At 70.5% G+C, this 19,034-nt stretch carries 17 protein-coding genes and 1 tRNA gene; 13 read left to right on the top strand and 5 right to left on the bottom strand.

The window, feature by feature from the left end:
* Nucleotides 1–44: 44 nt before the first annotated feature.
* The 5 genes from IM777_RS09685 to IM777_RS09665 are packed head-to-tail and all read left to right on the top strand — an operon-like array spanning nucleotide 45 to nucleotide 6,085.
* On the top strand, nucleotides 45–1,631 hold the full coding sequence (locus IM777_RS09685; RefSeq protein ID WP_194383179.1) for a carboxyl transferase domain-containing protein: 1,587 nt from the start codon (nucleotides 45–47) through the stop codon (nucleotides 1,629–1,631).
* A gap of 1 nt (nucleotide 1,632) precedes the next feature.
* Nucleotides 1,633–3,543, top strand: a complete 1,911-nt coding sequence (locus IM777_RS09680) for an acetyl/propionyl/methylcrotonyl-CoA carboxylase subunit alpha (protein WP_194383178.1) — start codon at nucleotides 1,633–1,635, stop codon at nucleotides 3,541–3,543.
* Nucleotides 3,544–3,577: 34 nt separating this feature from the next.
* Entirely contained in the window at nucleotides 3,578–4,732 is a 1,155-nt protein-coding gene (locus IM777_RS09675) for an acyl-CoA dehydrogenase family protein (protein ID WP_194383177.1), read from the top strand.
* 10 nt (nucleotides 4,733–4,742) lie between these two features.
* Nucleotides 4,743–5,264 carry a MaoC family dehydratase gene (locus IM777_RS09670; protein ID WP_194383176.1) on the top strand — a complete coding sequence of 174 codons (522 nt, stop codon included), beginning with the start codon at nucleotides 4,743–4,745 and terminating at the stop codon, nucleotides 5,262–5,264.
* Nucleotides 5,261–6,085 carry an HpcH/HpaI aldolase/citrate lyase family protein gene (locus IM777_RS09665; protein WP_194383175.1) on the top strand — a complete coding sequence of 275 codons (825 nt, stop codon included), beginning with the start codon at nucleotides 5,261–5,263 and terminating at the stop codon, nucleotides 6,083–6,085. Before IM777_RS09670 ends, IM777_RS09665 begins: the two co-directional genes overlap by 4 nt.
* 1 nt (nucleotide 6,086) lies before the next feature.
* Here IM777_RS09665 and IM777_RS09660 read toward each other — a convergent pair whose 3' ends face one another.
* Both IM777_RS09660 and IM777_RS09655 read right to left on the bottom strand, forming a co-directional pair.
* On the bottom strand, nucleotides 6,087–6,746 hold the full coding sequence (locus IM777_RS09660) for a histidine phosphatase family protein (protein WP_194383174.1): 660 nt from the start codon (nucleotides 6,744–6,746) through the stop codon (nucleotides 6,087–6,089).
* Entirely contained in the window at nucleotides 6,743–7,618 is an 876-nt protein-coding gene (locus IM777_RS09655) for a Sir2 family NAD-dependent protein deacetylase (protein ID WP_194383173.1), read from the bottom strand. The genes IM777_RS09660 and IM777_RS09655 overlap by 4 nt, the downstream gene beginning before the upstream one ends.
* Before the next feature lie 76 nt (nucleotides 7,619–7,694).
* Between IM777_RS09655 and IM777_RS09650 the strand changes: the two genes are divergently transcribed.
* A complete protein-coding gene (locus tag IM777_RS09650) occupies nucleotides 7,695–8,507 on the top strand; it encodes a TrmH family RNA methyltransferase (RefSeq protein WP_194383172.1) in 813 nt (270 codons plus the stop codon).
* Here the strand turns inward: IM777_RS09650 and IM777_RS09645 are convergent.
* The gene (locus IM777_RS09645; protein ID WP_194383171.1) at nucleotides 8,488–9,333 is read right to left on the bottom strand and encodes an SGNH/GDSL hydrolase family protein; all 846 of its coding nucleotides are present in this window, start codon (nucleotides 9,331–9,333) and stop codon (nucleotides 8,488–8,490) included. The two genes, IM777_RS09650 and IM777_RS09645, sit on opposite strands and share 20 nt — an antisense overlap.
* Before the next feature lie 125 nt (nucleotides 9,334–9,458).
* Between IM777_RS09645 and IM777_RS09640 the strand changes: the two genes are divergently transcribed.
* The 3 genes from IM777_RS09640 to IM777_RS09630 all read left to right on the top strand — a co-directional run bounded on the left by IM777_RS09640 (nucleotide 9,459) and on the right by IM777_RS09630 (nucleotide 13,927).
* Nucleotides 9,459–11,318 carry a DEAD/DEAH box helicase gene (locus tag IM777_RS09640; RefSeq protein WP_194383170.1) on the top strand — a complete coding sequence of 620 codons (1,860 nt, stop codon included), beginning with the start codon at nucleotides 9,459–9,461 and terminating at the stop codon, nucleotides 11,316–11,318.
* Nucleotides 11,319–11,416: 98 nt separating this feature from the next.
* Nucleotides 11,417–12,502 carry a VIT1/CCC1 transporter family protein gene (locus tag IM777_RS09635; protein WP_194383169.1) on the top strand — a complete coding sequence of 362 codons (1,086 nt, stop codon included), beginning with the start codon at nucleotides 11,417–11,419 and terminating at the stop codon, nucleotides 12,500–12,502.
* Between the two features lie 258 nt (nucleotides 12,503–12,760).
* Nucleotides 12,761–13,927, top strand: coding sequence for an integrase core domain-containing protein (locus IM777_RS09630; protein WP_194383168.1), 1,167 nt, complete (start codon nucleotides 12,761–12,763; stop codon nucleotides 13,925–13,927).
* 53 nt (nucleotides 13,928–13,980) lie between these two features.
* Here IM777_RS09630 and IM777_RS09625 read toward each other — a convergent pair.
* Nucleotides 13,981–14,066: transfer RNA gene (locus tag IM777_RS09625), tRNA-Leu, on the bottom strand.
* A 120-nt stretch (nucleotides 14,067–14,186) separates the two neighbouring features.
* On the opposite strand from IM777_RS09625, the gene IM777_RS09620 reads away from it, so the two are divergent.
* Both IM777_RS09620 and IM777_RS09615 read left to right on the top strand, forming a co-directional pair.
* On the top strand, nucleotides 14,187–15,488 hold the full coding sequence (locus IM777_RS09620; RefSeq protein WP_194383167.1) for a M20/M25/M40 family metallo-hydrolase: 1,302 nt from the start codon (nucleotides 14,187–14,189) through the stop codon (nucleotides 15,486–15,488).
* Nucleotides 15,489–15,508: 20 nt separating this feature from the next.
* The gene (locus tag IM777_RS09615) at nucleotides 15,509–16,336 is read left to right on the top strand and encodes an undecaprenyl-diphosphate phosphatase (RefSeq protein WP_194383166.1); all 828 of its coding nucleotides are present in this window, start codon (nucleotides 15,509–15,511) and stop codon (nucleotides 16,334–16,336) included.
* A gap of 23 nt (nucleotides 16,337–16,359) precedes the next feature.
* On the opposite strand, the gene IM777_RS09610 is transcribed toward IM777_RS09615, so the two are convergent.
* Nucleotides 16,360–17,220 (bottom strand): PAC2 family protein, encoded by an 861-nt coding sequence (locus tag IM777_RS09610; RefSeq protein ID WP_071043544.1) that lies wholly within the window; start codon nucleotides 17,218–17,220, stop codon nucleotides 16,360–16,362.
* A gap of 119 nt (nucleotides 17,221–17,339) precedes the next feature.
* Here IM777_RS09610 and IM777_RS09605 point away from each other — a divergent pair, with 119 nt between their 5' ends.
* Nucleotides 17,340–18,023: an HAD family hydrolase gene (locus IM777_RS09605; RefSeq protein ID WP_071043543.1), complete on the top strand. Its 684-nt coding sequence runs from the start codon at nucleotides 17,340–17,342 to the stop codon at nucleotides 18,021–18,023.
* Nucleotides 18,020–19,030, top strand: a complete 1,011-nt coding sequence (locus IM777_RS09600; protein ID WP_071043542.1) for a tRNA (adenine-N1)-methyltransferase — start codon at nucleotides 18,020–18,022, stop codon at nucleotides 19,028–19,030. Before IM777_RS09605 ends, IM777_RS09600 begins: the two co-directional genes overlap by 4 nt.
* Nucleotides 19,031–19,034 lie beyond the last annotated feature (4 nt).

The raw sequence follows: 19,034 nt of genomic DNA, 5'->3' as shown, positions 1-19,034 counted from the left end.
GCGACAACGTGCGTGACGAGATCGTGACGTCGAAGGAGACGGGCATGGAGGCATCCTCGGTCCAGGCGCCCCGCGCCCAGGCGTCGTCGGGTCAGGCGGAGCTCGCGGACCGGCTGCGCCGGCGGCTGTCCGAGGTGGCGCGCGGCGGCCCGGACGCGGCGCGCGAGCGACACGTCTCACGCGGGAAGCTGCTGCCGCGCGAGCGCATCCGGCGCCTGCTGGACCTCGGCAGCCCGTTCCTGGAAGTGGCGCCGCTGGCGGCGGACGGACTGTACGACGGCGTCGCGCCGGCCGCGGGCGTGGTCGCCGGGATCGGGCTCGTCCACGGTCGCCACGTCATGGTCGTCTGCAACGACCCGACCGTGAAGGGCGGCGCCTACTTCCCGATGACGGTGAAGAAGCATCTGCGCGCACAGGAGATAGCGGGGGAGAACAGACTGCCGTGCATCTACCTCGTCGACTCCGGCGGCGCATACCTGCCGATGCAGGATGAGGTCTTTCCCGATCGCGACCACTTCGGGCGCATCTTCTACACCCAGGCTCGACTGTCGGCCGCCGGCATCCCGCAGATCTCCGCCGTTCTCGGCTCGTGTACCGCCGGCGGAGCCTATGTGCCCGCGATGAGCGACGAGACGGTGATCGTGCGAGACCAGGGCACGATCTTCCTCGGCGGTCCACCGCTGGTCAAGGCGGCGATCGGCGAGGTGGTGACCGCCGAGGACCTCGGCGGGGGCCGACTCCACGCCGAGCGCTCCGGGGTGGTGGACCACCTCGCCGACGACGATGATCACGCCCTCCAGATCGTGCGCGACATCGTCTCGACCCTTCCCGCCCCGCCGCGCACGGAGGCGGTCGTCGTGCGTGACCCCGGTCGCCCGGCGACCGACCTCTACGACCTGGTCCCTCTCGACGTCAATCGGCCCTACGACGTCCGCGATGTCCTCGCGTGTCTGATCGACGGCGAGGACTTCCACGAGTTCAAGAGTCGCTACGGCACCACACTCGTCACGGGCTTCGCGCGTATCCACGGTCATCTCGTGGGATTTGTCGCCAACAACGGCGTCCTCTTCAGCGAGTCCTCCCTCAAGGGCGCGCACTTCATCGAGCTGTGCGATCAGCGCGGCGTTCCGCTGGTGTTCCTGCAGAACATCTCCGGGTTCATGGTCGGCAGCGACGCCGAGGCCGGGGGGATCGCGAAGGACGGCGCGAAGATGGTCACCGCCGTCGCCACCACGCGCGTTCCGAAGCTGACCGTCGTGATCGGCGGATCGTTCGGTGCCGGCAACTACTCCATGTGCGGACGCGCCTCCTCACCGCGCTTCCTCTGGTCCTGGCCCGGCAGTCGGATCTCGGTGATGGGCGGGCGCCAGGCCGCGTCGGTGCTCGCCACCGTGCGCGAGGATGCGATGGCGGTGCGCGGGCAGGAGTGGACGACAGACGAACGGGAGTCCTTCGAGGCCCCGATCCGATCCCGCTACGAGGAGCAGGGTGATCCGTACTACGCCACGGCCCGACTCTGGGACGACGGCATCATCGACCCCGCGGACACGCGCGATGTGCTGGGGCTGGCGCTCGACGTCGTCACTCGCGTCCCCCTGGCCGAGCCACGACTCGGACTGTTCCGGATGTGACATGAACGAGAGTCCCTTCACCACCGTGCTCGTCGCCAATCGCGGCGAGATCGCCCGACGTGTCATCCGCACGCTGCACAGACGCGGAATCCGCAGCGTCGCGGTCTACAGCGACGCCGACGCCGACGCCTCCCACGTGAGGGAAGCCGACGAGGCGGTCGGGATCGGCGCGGCGCCGGCGAGCGCCAGCTATCTCGACGGAGACGCGATCATCCGCGCCGCGCGTCGGACCGGTGCGGAGGCCATCCACCCCGGCTATGGATTCCTGTCGGAGAATGCGGGGTTCGCGCGTGCGTGTCACGCGGCGGGGATCGTCTTCATCGGTCCGGGCGATCGCGCTCTGGAGGTGATGGGCGACAAGATCCGCGCGAAAGCTCACGTGGCCGCGCACGGGGTGCCGGTACTGCCCGGCTTCGAGGTCGGCGCCGGCACGGCGGGGGAGATCTTCCGACGGGCCCGGGAGATCGGATACCCGCTGCTCGTCAAACCCTCCGCCGGCGGTGGGGGCAAGGGCATGCAGGTGGTCCACGAGCAGGACGGGCTGCTCGAGGCCATCGCCTCCGCGCGGCGTATCGCCCGCGCGTCGTTCGCCGACGACGCCCTTCTTATCGAACGGCTCATCGAGGCGCCGCGGCACATCGAAGTGCAGATCATGGCCGACGCGCACGGCGGGGTGATCCACCTCGGCGAACGCGAGTGCACGCTGCAGCGGCGGCATCAGAAGGTCATCGAGGAGGCGCCCTCGCCCGCCATCGACGATGAGACGCGCGCCCGGATCGGCGAGAGCGCGTGCGCGGCCGCGAGATCGGTGGACTACCGGGGTGCGGGCACGGTCGAATTCCTCGTGGCGGCGGATCGCCCGGACGAGTACTTCTTCATCGAGATGAACACGCGTCTTCAGGTCGAGCACCCCGTCACCGAGATGATCACCGGGCGCGACCTCGTCGCCATGCAGCTGGACGTCGCCGCGGGCGGGCGGTTGCCGATCGCTCAGGCCGAGGTGCGCCTGGACGGTCACGCCGTCGAAGCGCGGGTCTACGCGGAGAGCCCGACGCGGGGATTCCTCCCCGAGACCGGTGAGATCGCGATGTGGCGGGCGGCGCCGGGGGTGCGCACAGATGCCGCGGTGGAGACGGGTGCCACCGTGACGGAGCACTACGACCCGCTGATCGCGAAGGTGATCAGTCACGCGTCGACACGAGAACGTGCGTGGGACGCTCTGGACCGAGCCCTGGCGGAAACGATCGTGCTCGGGCTCGACACGAACATCTCCTTCCTGCGCGCTCTCGCGCGTGACGCGGATGTGCGCGCCGGTCGCCTCGACACCGGACTCATCGGACGACGTCAGATCCCCCGACCGACCCGACCTGACGCGGACGTCCTCGCCCGGTGGGCGGCCGCGGAGCTGGGCCGGCATCCTGCGCCCGCGACCGGCTCGCCGTGGGGCCGCCGGGACGGATGGCGCCTGTCCGGCGCCGAAGGCGCCCGCATCCCGTTCCTCGTCGAGGACGACGTCGAGGAGGCCGCAGCCGATGACGCCGCGGCTGCCGACGCGATCGTGGCACGCGCCGGTGACGGCACCTGGTGGGCGCATCGACGCGGCGAGACGGTGTCGGCGAGGCCGCTCAGCCGCACCGAGGTCGCACGGCGCCGGCGCGCGGCGTCCGGCGGGAGCACCGGCGCCGACGCCCTCGATGCCGTCGCGCCGATGCCGGGCTCGGTCGTGGCGGTCCACGTCGCTGACGACGAAGAGGTCGCCGCCGGTGCGGTGCTGGTGACGATCGAAGCCATGAAGATGGAGCACCCGGTGCTCGCGCCGCGTGCCGGGCGCGTGCGGCTGCGCGTCGCCGTCGGCGAGCACGTGCGCCGCGGCGACGTGGTCGCCGACGTGGCCGGATCGACCGACGCATGACGCGGTCGCGTGCTTGACGGAGGGACAGGAAGACATGGAACATCACGGGTTGAGCGACGAGGAGCGCGAGCTCGCACGGTTGGTGCGGGAGTTCGCCGAGGACGTCGTTGCACCCCAGTCCTACGAGGCGGACCGCACCCGGACGCTGTCCATGGACGTGGTCGCGCAGATGGGCGAGCTCGGCCTGTTCGGACTGCCGTTCCCCGAGGACGTCGGCGGCCAGGGCGGCGACCTCTTCGCGCTGTGCCTGGCGGTGGAGGCCCTCGCGCGCGTCGACCAGTCCATCGCCATCACCCTCGAGGCGGCGGTGAGCCTGGGTGCGATGCCCGTGCACCGCTTCGGCTCGGAGGAGCAGCGACAGGAACTGCTGCCCGACCTCGTCGCGGGGCGAGCTCTGGCCGGGTTCGGCCTGACCGAACCCGAGGCGGGATCCGACGCGGGCGCCACGCGCACCACGGCTCGCCTCGAGGGTGACGAGTGGGTCATCGACGGCGCAAAGCAGTTCATCACGAACTCCGGCACGCCGATCACGCGTTTCGTCACGGTGACCGCCGTCACGGGTGAGCGCGACGGGCGCAAGGAGATCTCGACGCTCATCGTGCCCAGCGGAACGCCGGGATTCACCGTCGGACCGGCTTACGACAAAGTGGGTTGGCATGCTTCCGACACGCACCCGCTCGCCTTCGAGGGGGTGCGTGTGCCGGAGCAGAACCTGCTGGGAGAGCGCGGACGCGGGTTCGCCGCCTTCCTGAACATCCTCGACGAGGGGCGGATCGCGATCGCGGCGCTGGCCACCGGGGCCGCCGAAGGGTGCCTGGAGGAGGCGATCGCGTACGCGCGCCAGCGCGTGGTGTTCGGAGAGCGTCTGGCCTCGCGTCAGAGCATCCAGTTCACCATCGCGCGCATGCAGGCGCGCGTGCACACCGCGCGCCTGGCATGGCACCACGCGGCCCGGCTGTGCGGCGCGGGTCGGCCGTTCACGGCCGAGGCGGCGATCGCGAAGCTCACCGCCGGGGAGGCGGCGATGGACAACGCCCGCGACGCGACGCAGATCTTCGGGGGCAACGGCTTCATGAACGAGTTCCCCGTCGCGCGGCACTACCGCGACGCGAAGATCCTCGAGATCGGCGAGGGCACCACCGAGGTGCAGTTGCTGGTGATCTCGCGGGCGCTCGGACTCGCGGGGTAGCGTGGCCGCGATGGATGCCGCCGACGCTCGTTCCTCCCACCCGCCGTCCGACCACGTGGTCGAGCAGCGCGGTCTCTACGCCGACGAGCTCGTGGTCGGCGCCCGATATCGTCACCGACCGGGTCGGACCGCGACCGAGACCGACAACACCCTCTTCTCCGCTCTGACGATGAACGCTCAGGCGCTGCACCTGGATGCCGCCTACGCTGCGACGCAGCCGTTCGGCGAGCGGCTGGTCAATTCGATGTGGACCCTCGCCACGATGGTGGGGGCCTCGGTGACCCAGATCACGCAGGGCACGCTCGTCGCGCAGCTCGGACTCACCGACGTCACGTTTCCGGCCCCGCTGCACCACGGTGACACGCTCTACACCGAGACGGAGATCCTCGCGGTCAGACCATCCGCGTCGCGGCCGGGACAGGGCGTGGTGACGATGCGTCACACCGGACGCAACCAGCGCGACGACGTGGTCGCCACGGCGACGCGCACGGCACTGATGTGGTTCGCACCCTATTCGGAAGGGGAGTCATGACCGACGCACCGTGGGGACCGGCGCTGCTCTTCTGCCCGGCCGACAGGCCGGAGCGCTTCGCCACCGCGGCGGCTCGCGCGGATGCGGTGATCATCGACCTGGAGGACGCGGTCGCCTCGGGGGCGAAGACGGGTGCACGCGGCGCCCTCATCGAGGCCGAGCTCGACCCCGATCGCGTCATCGTGAGGGTCAATGCCACGGGCACGGCGGACTTCGTGGCGGACATGGCGACCCTCTCGCAGACCGATTTCCGGACGATCATGGTCGCCAAGGCGGAAGATCCGCGCCAGCTCGCGAGAATCGACGTGCGATTCCGGGTGATCGCGCTGTGCGAGACGGCCACCGGAGTCGCCGCCGCCGAGGCGTTGGCGTCGCTGCCGAACGTCTCGGGCCTGATGTGGGGCGCCGAAGACCTCGTCGCCAGCCTCGGGGGCACCTCCAGCCGGAAGAAGAACGGACGCTACCGAGACGTCGCACGCGCGGCGCGCGCCCGGGTGCTCCTCGCGGCGGGGGCGCACGGCGGGATCGCGGTGGACGCGGTGCACCTCGACATCGCCGACACGAAGGGTCTCGCGCGCGAAGCGTCCGACGCGGCCGCCTCCGGCTTCTCGGCGACGGCCTGCATCCATCCGTCGCAGGTCGAGGTCATCCGCCGTTCCTACGCGCCCGATGCCGACGAGACGACGTGGGCGCGGACCGTCCTCGCCGCGGCCGAAGGGGAGCGGGGCGTCTTCACCTTCCGCGGGCGGATGGTCGACGAGCCGGTGCTGCGGCATGCGCGATCGATCGTTCGACGCGCGGAGGTCGCCCCCGGCGCGTGAGTCAGGCGGTGCGGCCGGCCCGCGCGACGGCCTCGGTGGTCGCGGTCATGCGCAGCGCATCCTCGGCGGCTTCGTACGAGAGCAGGCTCAGGTGGTCGTGCTCGAAGCGGAGGCGGTGGATCGAGCCGTTCGGCAGGCGCTCACCGTCGAGGGGGAATTCGCCCGCGCTCGCGTGGCGGATCACCTCGCGGATGAGCGCACCGTGGCTCACCACGACGACGGTGCTCCTCCCCGGCGCCGTGCGGCTGCGGGCGTCGCCGACCGCGGAGCGCAGTCCGCGCAGGGCGCGCCGCCGGACATCCGGCCACGCCTCGGCTCCGGGCACCTCCGCGCGGTCCCACGTCCCCCATCGTTCGGAGAACTCCTCCGGTCGAAGGCCCTCCGCCTCACCGTAGGCGCGCTCGCGCAGATCGGGGTACACGCCCACGCCGCCCACGCCGAGGGCGTCGGCGATAATCTGCGCGGTCTCGCGAGCGCGACCCAGATCGCTCGCGGCCATGGCGACGGGCGCGTCGATGTCGAGGATGTCGCACAGGTGGCGCGCGGCATCAGCGGCCTGCGCCCGACCGGCATCGTTGAGGGGGACGTCGGTGGAACCCTGGATGCGCCGCTGGCGGTTCCAATCGGTCTCACCGTGGCGGACGAGGAGGAGGGAGGTCACCCCTCGAGACTAGACGCGCCGCCGACCCGGGCGGGCAACGCGGCGGCGAACGCCTGGAGCACTTCCGTCGTGCCGGCGTCGACCTTCACCGTCGCCCGGCGGTCGCCCCGGGTCTGCCCGCGATTGACGATGACGATCGGGAGTCGGCGACGACGGGCCCGCTCGAGCAGCCGGATGCCGGAGTTGACGACGAGGGAGGATCCGGCCACGACGAGGGCATCGCTGGCTCGCACGAGCTGCTCCGCCTCGCGGAACTTCTCGGCGGGGATGAACTCGCCGAAGAAGACGACGTCGGGCTTCAGCATCCCGCCGCAGACGGTGCACACCGGCACGACGAAACCGTCCGTGGTTCCGGGAAGCACGTCTCCGTCGGGCCCGAGTTCCACGCTGTCGGGAACGGTGATCCAGGGATTCTCCGCTTCGACTCTCTCGGCCAGGTCGCGACGATCGAAGACCTGTCCGCAGTGGGTGCAGAAGACACGTCGCATCGTGCCGTGCAGCTCCACGACGCGGCGGCTCCCCGCGCGCACATGCAGTCCGTCGACGTTCTGCGTGATGACTCCCGTCGTGACGCCGTGCTCCTCGAGGGTCGCGAGTGCGGCGTGCCCGGCATTCGGAGCGGCGGCGGCGAAGGCCCGCCATCCGAGGTGACTGCCGATCCAGTATCGGCGCCGGGCCTCGTCGCTGGAGAGGAACTGCTCGACGGTCATGGGGGTGCGCACGGGCGCCCCCTCGCCGCGGTAATCGGGGATCCCGGAGTCGGTCGACACCCCCGCGCCCGTCAGCACGGCGACCCGCCGTCCCGCGAGGGCGTCGATGGCGTCCGCCACGGTGGGGGAGAGCGCCGCGCCGCCCGCCGTCGTGAGTGTCACCCGGTCACCTCCGATGCGAGTGTATTCGCCTGCAGTTGCGAGGATGTTACGTCAGGGCCGAGGAAGGGAGCCGAACGTGCGGGTCGAACGCGTGGACGATGCGGGGGATCCCCGGCTGCGGGACTACCGTGATCTGACCGACATCGCGCTCCGACGCGTGAGCGAGCCGCAAGGCGGTCTGTACATCGCGGAGTCGGCGAAGGTCATCGCTCGCGCTCTCGGAGCCGGTCACGCCCCGCGCTCGCTTCTGGTGCAGCAGAAGTGGCTCGACGACGCGGACTCGCTGCTCGCGGCGCATCCGGATACCCCCGTGTACGTCGTCCCGGCCGAGATCGCCGAGCAGGTCACGGGCTACGTGGTTCACCGGGGCGCTCTCGCCTCGATGGCGCGTCCGGCCCTTCCGAGCGTGGATGAGACCGTCGCCGGAGCGCGTCTGGTCGTGGTGCTGGAGGACATCGTCGACCACACCAACGTCGGAGCGGTGTTCCGCAGTGCCGCGGCTCTGGGAGCCGACGCCGTGCTCATCACCGAGCGGTGTGCCGACCCGCTGTACCGGCGCAGTGTGCGCGTCAGCATGGGGACGGTCTTCCAGGTGCCGTGGACCCGCCTTCCGGCCTGGCCGCAAGCGCGCACGATGCTCCACGCATCCGGATTCCATCTCGCCGCTCTCGCGCTGTCCGACGATGCCATCGGGCTCGACGCGTTCGCGGCCGCCGATCACGATCGGGTGGCGCTCCTGCTCGGTGCCGAGGGTGACGGGCTCAGTCGCCGCGCCGTCGAGGCCGCCGACAGCGTCGTGACGATTCCGATGGCCGGCGGCGTCGATTCCCTCAACGTCGCCGCAGCCGGTGCGGTGGCCGTCTGGGCGCTCAATCCCCGTCGTCGATGACGCGTCCGGCCGCACCACCGAGCGGCAGGGCATCGGGACGCTTCGCGGTGACGTGGTCGCCGGAGGACTGATGCCGCACGCGGCGCAGCACCCACGGCACAAGATACTCCCGCGCCCACACCAGGTCGCCGGACCGGGCCTTGCGCCACGTCTGCCGGGGGAGCGGGTCGGGCTGCATGGCGAGCAGATCGTTCGGCACGTTCAGTGCCCGAAGCACCATGCGCGCGACCTCGTGGTGACCGAGCGCATTCATGTGCAGGCGGTCGTCGTCGAAGAACCGCATGTCCTGCACCTCCTTCAGCGCCCACTGGTCGGCGACGATCGCGTCGTAGCGGTCGGCGATCGCGCGGATGTTCTCGTTGTAGATCGCCACTTTGCCGCGGATGCCGCGGAACACCGGCGTGAAGTCGGTGTCGATCCCGGTGAAGACCACGAGGGTCGCGCCGTCGCGCGACAGGCGTGCGACGGCGTCCTCGAACAGCTCGGCGACGGCATCGGGATCGCTGCCCGGGCGGATGACGTCGTTGCCCCCCGCCGAGAACGTCACGAGGTCCGGCTTGAGAGCGAGCGCGGGTTCGACCTGTTCGGCCACGATCTGCCCGATGAGGCGCCCCCGCACGGCGAGATTGGCGTACGCGAAGTCCTCCACCTGGTCGGCGAGCACCTCGGCGACCCGATCCGCCCATCCTCGATGCCCACCCGGCGAAGCCGGCTCCGGATCGCCGATGCCCTCGGTGAACGAATCGCCGATCGCGACGTAACGACGCCACGGATGCGGTCCGGTGTTCTCGACGAACGGGGTGCGGTTCGCGCTCGCGCCTGCCATGGATCTCCTTCGGTTCGTGACCGATACGAGGCTATCCCCGCGCGGCCGCCGCCGGGAGCCGACGTCGCGGGGCTCGTCTAAGGTAGTCAGTCGCATCAGCGGATCACACGACAGGGAGGGATGCCGTGCTCGACGAGTCTCCTCCCGCCGACGGCGCGCATCCTTCCGACGCTCACCTCGGGAGCTTCGCGGCCGAGCACCTCTCGCCCACGTACCCGCAACGCGCTCCGTGGGGCACCGCACAGCGTCTGCGTGCCTGGCAGGCGGAAGCGCTCGACCTGTACTTCTCGATGGACGGCCCCGACGGTCCGGGTTCCGGTCCGCGCGACTTCCTCGCTGCCGCGACCCCCGGCGCCGGCAAGACCACGTTCGCGCTGCGCCTCGCGACGGAACTGCTGCGGCGTGACGTCGTCGACCGCATCGTCGTGGTCGCCCCGACCGAGCACCTGAAGACGCAGTGGGCGGATGCCGCCGCCCGGGTGTCGATTCGCCTGGACCCCGCCTTCAGCAATCGTCACGTCGCTCCCGCTCGGCACTACCACGGTGTGGCCGTCACCTACGCCCAGGTGGCCGTCAAGGCCTCGGTGCACGAGCAGCTCGTGCTCGACCGTCGCACGCTCGTGATCCTCGACGAGGTGCACCACGGGGGCGACGCACTCAGCTGGGGGGATGCGCTGCGGGAGGCGTACCGACGCGCGACGCGTCGTCTGCTCCTGTCGGGCACACCGTTCCGCAGCGACACCGCGCCGATCCCGTTCGTCGAGTACCACCCCGACGCGAAGGGCATCCGTCTCTCGCGGACCGACTACAGCTACGGCTATCGCCGCGCGCTCGAGGACGGCGTCGTGCGGCCGGTGATCTTCCTGGTCTACGCGGGGCAGATGCGCTGGCGCACCAAGACGGGCGAGGAGATGGAGGCCCACCTCGGCCAGGACAACACGAAGGACATCACGTCCCAGGCGTGGCGTACGGCCCTGAACCCGGATGGGCAGTGGATCCCCGCCGTGCTGCGCTCGGCGGACCGACGGCTGAGCGAGGTGCGCGAGCATGTGCCCGACGCCGGAGGACTCGTGATCGCGACGGATCAGACCGCGGCGCGCGCGTACGCCGCGATCCTCGAGCAGATCAGTGGCGAGGCGCCCACGGTGGTGCTCTCCGACGAGGCCGAGGCGTCAGCGCGCATCGAGGAGTTCGCGCGCGGTGAGAAGCGCTGGATGGTCGCGGTGCGCATGGTGTCCGAGGGTGTGGATGTGCCGCGCCTGGCCGTCGGCGTGTACGCCACCTCCGCATCCACACCCCTGTTCTTCGCGCAGGCCATCGGGCGGTTCGTGCGCGCGCGCCGTCGCGGCGAGACCGCGAGCGTCTTCCTGCCGAACGTCCCCCAGCTGCTCGCTCTCGCCAACGAGCTGGAGCGCCAGCGCGATCATGCCCTCGATCGCGATTCCGACGGCGACGAAGACTGGAACGCCGAGGAAGACCTCATGGACGCGGCCGAGCGCGACGAGAAGGCTTCCGACGCGCTCACCGAGGAGTTCTCCTATGAGGCGCTCGGATCGTTCGCTCATTTCGACCGCGTGCTCTACGACGGGCGCGAATTCGGTCAGCTGGCCGTGCCGGGAACCCCGGAGGAGGAGGAGTTCCTCGGTCTGCCCGGACTCCTCGAACCCGAGCACGTGCACGAGCTTCTGATGCAGCGTCAGGCCCGACAGGGCCGGCATCGCAAGGAACGCGAGTCGAGGGAGTCGGCCACCGATCAGCCGCCTTCGCCGGAACAGACGCTCCCGCCGGCGCTGCACCGGACGCTCCGCGAACAGCGGCAGCTGCTCAACAGCCTCGTGGGACTCTATGCCCGGCAATCGGGTGAGCCGCACGGCGCCGTCCACGCCGAGCTGCGGCGGGTGTGCGGCGGACCGGCGGTCGCACAGGCGACGGTGGCGCAGCTGCAGTCCCGCATCGATGTGCTGCGCTCCCGCGTGCGCTCCTGACGTCGACGGCACCGCTTCCGGCGGCTTCGGAGCTCCGAAATGCTGGCAATACCGGCCGACACGAGTGGCGTAGGTGCCCGCGATGGCTAGCGTGAAGTGTGCCCGAGACCACACCGATCGCCACCCCGAGGGAACGACGCCGCTGGGCGCGATACCTCGTCGACGAACGCGCCGAGGCCGACGTCTATCGTCGTCTCGCGTCTCGCCGTACGGGCGAAGAGCGCGCCATCCTCATCGCCCTCGCCGAGGCCGAGGGCCGTCATGAGGCGCATTGGCTCGCACTTCTCGGCGGAGAGCCCGAACGGCTGCCGCATCGCAGCGCATCCAGCGTCATCCTCGGGTTCATGGCGACGCGCTTCGGATCGGTCTTCGCCCTCGCTCTCGCGCAGAACGCCGAGGCCCGCTCACCGTACGACGACGATCCGGCGGCGACGCCGGCGATGGCTGCCGACGAGCGCGTGCATCACGAGGTGGTCCGAGGCCTCGCGGCGCGCGGACGACGTCGCCTGTCGGGGGTGTTCCGCGCGGCCGTGTTCGGTGCCAACGACGGACTGGTGTCGATCCTCGCGCTCGTGCTCGGCATCGGCGCGACGGGAGTAGCGCCGCAGTTCGTGCTCTTCAGCGGCATTGCCGGGCTGCTCGCGGGCGCGCTGTCGATGGGGGCGGGCGAGTACGTGTCGGTGCGTTCTCAGCGCGAACTGCTCGAGGCAGCGCGCCCGAGCGACTACGCCGACGACGCGCTCGCTCACCTCGATCTCGATGCGAACGAGCTCGCCCTGGTGTACCGCACGCGGGGGATGCCGGCCGAGGAGGCCGATGCGCGCGCCCGCCAGCTGGTCGGCTCGGCGCGCGAAGGCGGCTCGACGTCCCTCGTCGTGGCCGCCGACCTCGACGGCGACGACGTGATCGGCGGCGCTTGGCGAGCCGCGGGCTCGAGTTTTCTGTTCTTCGCCTCGGGCGCGATCATCCCCGTGCTGCCGTGGCTGTTCGGGCTCACCGGATTCGCAGCGGTCCTCCTCGCCCTCGCACTCGTCGGCGTCGCACTGCTGGCCACGGGCGCACTCGTCGGGATCCTGTCGGGGGCACCGCCGATGGGGCGCGCGCTGCGCCAGCTCGCGATCGGGTGGGGTGCGGCTGCCGTCACCTACGTCCTGGGGCTGCTGTTCGGCGTCGGCGTGGCCTGACGTTCGCCGCCTCCCGTCGAAAACGCCGGTTGCCGCGAGAAACCACGCAATGCGTGGTTTCTCGCGGCGTTTGTGGTTTCTCGCGCCGAGCGGCGACGGAGCGGCGACGGAGCGTAACGACGAAAGGGCCCCGATATCGGGACCCTTTCGGACTGTGCGCGAGGGGGTGTGCGGTTTCAGGACATCGTGAACGGGTGTCTCGGGACATCGTGAACGCGGGGCTGGCGGGGGCGGGGATGTCTCAGGACATCGTGAACGGTGGCCAAGTACGAGGTGCTGATCAAAGCCGTCACTGTCCAGGGGCTCTCCTACGGAGAGGTCGCCCGCCGCTACGGGGTCTCGAAGACCCTCGTCCACAAGCTCCACCACCGATGGCTGACCGAGGGCGACGCGGCGTTCGAACCCCGGTCGACGCGGCCACGGACCAGCCCGAACCGTACCCCGGATGCCGTCCGGGACCGTGTGCTGCGGCTGCGACACGATCTGACCGCGGCCGGGCACGACGCCGGCGCGGACACGATCTGCGAACACCTGCACCGGGAACACATCGAGATCTCCCGCGTCACGGTCTGGCGGATCCTGACCACCGCCGGACAGGTCACACCGCAACCGCAGAAGCGTCCCCGATCGTCCTGGCACCGGTTTGCCGCGGACCGCCCCAACGAGCTCTGGCAATCCGACTTCACCCACGCCACCCTGACCGACGGCACAGACGTCGAGGTCATCGGCTGGCTCGACGACCACTCCCGCTACCTGCTCCACCTCACCGCACACCGCCGCGTCACCGGCCGCACCGTCACCGACACCTTCACCATCGCCGCGACCGAGCACGGCTACCCGGCTGGAACACTGACCGATAACGGCATGGTCTACACCACCCGCCTCGCCCGCGGCGGCCGAGGCCGCGGCGACGGCGCCGGCAACGCGTTCGAGACCCTCCTGGCAGACCTCGGGATCGCCCAGAAGAACGGCAAGCCCTTCAAACCCACCACCCAGGGCAAGATCGAGCGGCTCTGGCAGACCCTGAAGAAGCACCTCGCCACCCGACCAGCCCGAACGATCACCGAGCTGCAGACCGTGCTGGACGAGTTCCGCGACTACTACAACCGCGTCCGCCCGCACCGAGCCCTCAGCCGCCGCACCCCCGCGTTCGCCTACCAGCTCATCCCCAAAACCACCCCGACACCACCCGACGACCCGAACATCTGGCGCGTCCGCTACGACACCATCGACCGCGACGGAAAGACCACCATCCGCCACTCCGGCAGACTCCTCCACCTCGGCATCGGCAGAGCCCACTCCCGCACCGAGATCATCGCCCTGATCCACAACGACCACGCCATCATCAGCGCCCGCGGCAGCGGCGAAATCCTCGCCGACTTCACCCTCGACCCCACCCGCGGATACCAACGCAAAAACGGATGAACCCCCTAAACCGGGGGTTCATCCGTTCACGATGTCCTGAGACATCACAACTGTGCGCGAGGGGGGACTTGAACCCCCACGCCCTAATACGGGCACTAGCACCTCAAGCTAGCGCGTCTACCTATTCCGCCACCCGCGCAGGTGGTCGGCAGCTTTCGCAACCGAGGGTCGAGCCTAGCACGTTCCGCACCGAACGCCCTACGCGCGGTGGTCCCGCGCGTGTCCGAGCGACGCGTCCCGGCCCGGTAGCCTGGTGCGCATGCCGGCGACCCCCTCCGACCTCCCCGAGGTCGCACGCGTGGCGCGTGACCTCATCCGCTTCGACACGACCAACCACGGCGGCGGTAATGCGGCGGGGGAGCGGGAGGCGGCCGAGTACGTCGGCGCTTACCTGGAAGATCTCGGCCTGGCCGTCGACTACTACGAGCCCGTCCCGCGGCGCACCAACGTGCACGCGCGGATCCGGGGCCGCAATCCAGACCGACCGGCACTCGTGCTCCACGGGCACCTCGATGTCGTTCCCGCCATTGCCGAGGACTGGTCGGTCGACCCGTTCGCCGGCGAGATCCGCGATGGGATGCTGTGGGGGCGCGGCGCGGTGGACATGAAGGACATGGACGCCATGATCCTCACGGCCGTCGCCGACATGGCCCGTGCGGGGGAGCAGCCCGACCGCGACATCGTGCTGGCGTTCTTCGCCGACGAGGAGAACGGCGGCATCGAGGGCTCCTCCCTCGTCGTGCGGGACCGCCCGGAATGGTTCGCCGGCGCGACCGAGGCGATCAGCGAAGTCGGCGGCTACTCGATCCACGTCGGTGAGCGGCGTGCCTATCTGCTGCAGGTGGGGGAGAAGGCCCTGGTCTGGATCCGGCTGGTCGCGACCGGACGCGCCGCACACGGCTCGAGCGTGCACGACGACAACGCCGTCACGCGGCTGGGCGAGGCGGTCGCCGCCCTCGGACGCACCGAGTGGCCGGTGCACCTCACGGACACGACACGGGAGTTCACCCGCATGCTGGGCGAGCTGACCGGCGCCGCCGGGGACGACGCCGACAGTCTCGCGCGGCGCACCGGGCCGGCGGCGGGATTCCTGCGCTCGACGCTGCGCACGACGACCAACCCGACGGGGCTCACCGCCGGCTACAAGCACAACGTCATCCCCGACCGTGCCGAAGCGCTCATCGATGTGCGGGTGCTGCCCGGGACGGAGGATGCGGCACTGGCCGACATCCAGCGGATCGTCGGCGACGACGTGGCCGTCGACGTGGTCCACTCCGACATCGGGCTCGAGGTGCCCTTCGCCGGCGACCTGATCGATGCGATGGTCGCCGCGCTGGCTCGCCACGACCCTGGCGTGCCGGTGATCCCGTACCTCATGGGCGGCGGCACCGACAACAAAGCACTGGCGTCCCTCGGGATCGCCGGATACGGGTTCGCGCCGCTGCGACTTCCCGCTGATCTCGACTTCACCGGAATGTTCCACGGTGTCGACGAGCGGGTGCCGGTCGAATCGCTCGTGTTCGGCCAGCGCGTGCTCGGCGACTTGCTGCGCACCTGCTGACCTCACCGAAAGGCCACCCCATGCAACTGCTCGAGGCGATCGTGCTCGGCCTCGTGCAGGGACTCACCGAGTTCCTGCCCGTGTCCTCGAGCGCCCATCTGCGCATCCTCGGCGAGTTCCTGCCCACCGCCGAGGACCCCGGTGCCGCCTTCACCGCGATCACGCAGATCGGCACCGAAGCGGCCGTCGTGGTCTTCTTCTGGCGTGACATCGTGCGCATCATCCGAAACTGGTTCCTCGCCCTGTTCGGCCGGATTCCCCGGAACGATCCCGACGCGCGGATGGGGTGGCTGATCATCGTCGGCAGCATCCCGATCGTCGTGCTGGGCCTGCTCTTCCAGGATCAGATCGAGACCACGTTCCGCTCGCTGTGGATCATCGCCGCGATGCTGATCTTCTTCGGCGTTCTGCTCGGCATCGCCGATCACGTCGGGGCGAAGCGTCGTTCTCTGAACGATCTCACCGTCGGCCACGGCGTCGTCTACGGATTCGCGCAGAGCCTGGCGCTCATCCCGGGCGTCTCCCGATCCGGCGGCACCATCACGGCGGGACTGTTCATGGGCTACGAACGCGCCGCCGCGGCGCGATACGCGTTCCTGCTCGCGATCCCGGCCGTGTTCGGCAGCGGCTTCTACCAGCTGTTCAAGAGCTGGGACGAGCCCGGGGTGTTCTCCCTCGGCGAGACGGCCCTGGCGACGGTGGTCGCCTTCGTCGTGGCTCTCGCCGTGATCGCCTTCTTCATGCGGTGGATCTCACGGCACAGCTTCCTGCCGTTCGTGCTCTACCGCGTCGCGCTCGGCACCGTCCTCGTCGTGCTGCTGAGCCTCGGCGTCATCGACGCGTACTGACCCGGGGCCGCCGCGAGAGGGGATCAGCGCCGGTCGTCGCGGCCGGGCTTGGACGGACCGTCGCCGCGCCGCCGCAGATACTGCTCGAACTCCTGGGCGATCGCGTCACCCGAGGCCTCGGGGGAATCGACGGTGTCGCGGTTCTCCTCGAGCTGTCGGATGTACTCCGTCATCTCCTCGTCGTCGGCGGCGGCCGCGTCGATGGTCGCCTCCCACGCGATCGCCTCGGTCGCGAGGCTGCCGCGACCGACGGGGATGCCGGTGAGCGACTCGAGTCGGTCCAGCAGAGCCAGTGATGCCTTCGGGGACGGCGTGTGGCCCGCAACGTAGTGCGGCACGCTCGCCCACAGGCTCGCGGTGGGGATGCCCGCCGCGTCGGCGGCATGTCCCAGCACGGACAGGATGCCCACCGGTCCTTCATAGCTGCCGCGTTCGAGTCCGAGCGTCTCGCGCACCTGATCGTTCTCGCTGCCGGCGAAGACCGAGATCGGGCGCGTGTGCGGGACATCCGACATCATCGACCCCAGTGACACGAAGCCGGTGATGTCTTCGCGCAGGGCCACGTCGATGAACTCGGCACTGAACGCCTGCCACGCGCGAGCGGGCTCGACCCCGGTCAGCAGCCACAGCTCGGTGTCGCCCTGCGGCTCGGTCGGGCGGAGAACCGTCGCCTCCGGCCAGGTGAGGCGGCGGTGGCCCTCGGCGTCGGCAACCAGATGCGGCCTGGTGTACTGGTAGTCGAAGTACAGTTCCGGGTCGACGGAGAACACCGGTTCGTAGTCGCCGGAGCCCTTCACGTGCGCAAGCGCAGCGGATGCGGCCTCGCCGGCGTCGTTCCACCCGTCGAACGCGGCGACCAGCACGCGGCGTCCCAGTGCGTCCACACAACCTCCCCGATCGGTCCCTCCAGGATAGGCACGCTCCGCGCGCACGGGCGCAGCGGCAGGCGCGGGCGACCCCGATCCGGGCGGTGGGCGGGACGCCGGGTGCGTAGCATGGGCGGGTGAATTCTCCGCGCATCGCCGCCGTCCTGTGGGACATGGACGGAACCCTCGTCGACACCGAGCCGTACTGGATGGCCGCCGAGACACCGCTCATCGAGAGCTTCGGGGGCACCTGGTCCCACGAGCAGGCGCTGCAGCTGGTGGGACTCGCGCTGGAGGACTCTGCGGGCATCCTGCAGTCGGCCGGCGTGCGCATGAGCAAGGGCGACATCGTCGACCACCTGACCTCCGAGGTCATGTCGCAGCTTTCGCAGAAGGGCGTGCCGTTCCGGCCCGGCGCGAAGGAGCTGCTGCGGAGTCTGCGTGCGGCCGGCATCAAGACGGCGCTCGTGACGATGTCCATGCGTCGCATGGCCGACCACGTGGTGTCGCTCATCGATTTCGACGCGTTCGACGTCATCGTCGGCGGCGACGACGTCGCGCGGCCCAAGCCGTATCCCGATCCCTATCTCCAGGCCTGCGAGGCCCTCGGTGTGTCACCGCTGGACGCCGTGGCGGTCGAGGACTCGCCGACCGGCGTGCGCGCCGCCGCTGCCTCCGGGGCGGTGACGCTCGGCGTACCCCTCATGGTGTCGCTCGAGGGCGTCGGCGCCCACGAGCTCTGGCCGACGCTCGCCGATCGCACCGCCGACGACCTCGCCGCCCTGCACGCGGCGCACCGCACCGCGGAGGAGAACCGATGACCGCCGCACGCCCGAGCGGCCCCTTCCGGGTCGGCGACCGTGTTCAGCTGACCGGTCCGAAGGGCCGCCTCCACACCATCACCCTGCGTCAGGACGGCGAGCTGCACACCCACCATGGCGTCCTGCGGCACACGTCGCTGATCGGTCAGCCCGACGGGTCCGTCGTCACCGGCAGCGGCGGTCACGAGTATCTTGCGCTTCGTCCGCTGCTGCGCGATTTCGTGATGTCGATGCCGCGCGGCGCGGCGATCGTCTACCCGAAGGACGCCGCGCAGATCCTCGCGGAGGCGGATGTGTTCCCGGGGGCGCGCGTCGTCGAGGCCGGCGTCGGCTCGGGTGCGCTCTCGCTGTGGCTGCTGCGCGCGATCGGGGAGACCGGGTCGCTGGTGTCGTTCGAGCGGCGCGAGGAGTTCGCCGCCGTCGCCCGGGCGAACGTGGAGACCTTCCTCGGGGAGGTGCCCGCCACGTGGCGCATCGAGCTGGGCGACCTCGCTGAGGCCCTCCCCGCCGTGGTCGAGCCGGGCACGATCGACCGGGTGGTCCTCGACATGCTCGCCCCCTGGGAGTGCCTCGACGCCGTCGCCGACGCGCTGACGCCGGGCGGCGTCGTGGTCTGCTACGTCGCCACGGCGACGCAGCTGAGCCGCGTGGCCGAGTTCATCCGCGGAACGGGGCTGTTCACCGAGCCGGACGCGAACGAGACGATGGTGCGCGGGTGGCACGTCGAAGGGCTCGCGGTGCGGCCCGATCACCGCATGGTCGCCCACACCGGCTTCCTGGTGTGGGCACGACGACTCGCGCCCGGCGCGGTGGCCCCGGAGCAGAAGCGCCGCGCGTCGAAGTCGAGCTACGGCGATGAGGATGTGGAGCTGTGGACACCCGGCGCGGTGGGGGATCGGGAGATCACCGACAAGAATCTCCGCAAGCGTGTGCGCGAGGCCGAGCGTGCCGCCGCCGGTGCTCGTCTCGCGTCCGCCGCGGAGGACGAAGGCACCGCGACCGCCTAGGATG

The sequence above is a fragment of the Microbacterium luteum genome (genome assembly GCF_015277875.1).
Lineage (GTDB): Bacteria > Actinomycetota > Actinomycetes > Actinomycetales > Microbacteriaceae > Microbacterium > Microbacterium luteum.
The sequence above is the reverse complement of the archived record's forward strand: the minus strand, read 5'-3'. Positions and strand labels throughout refer to the sequence as shown.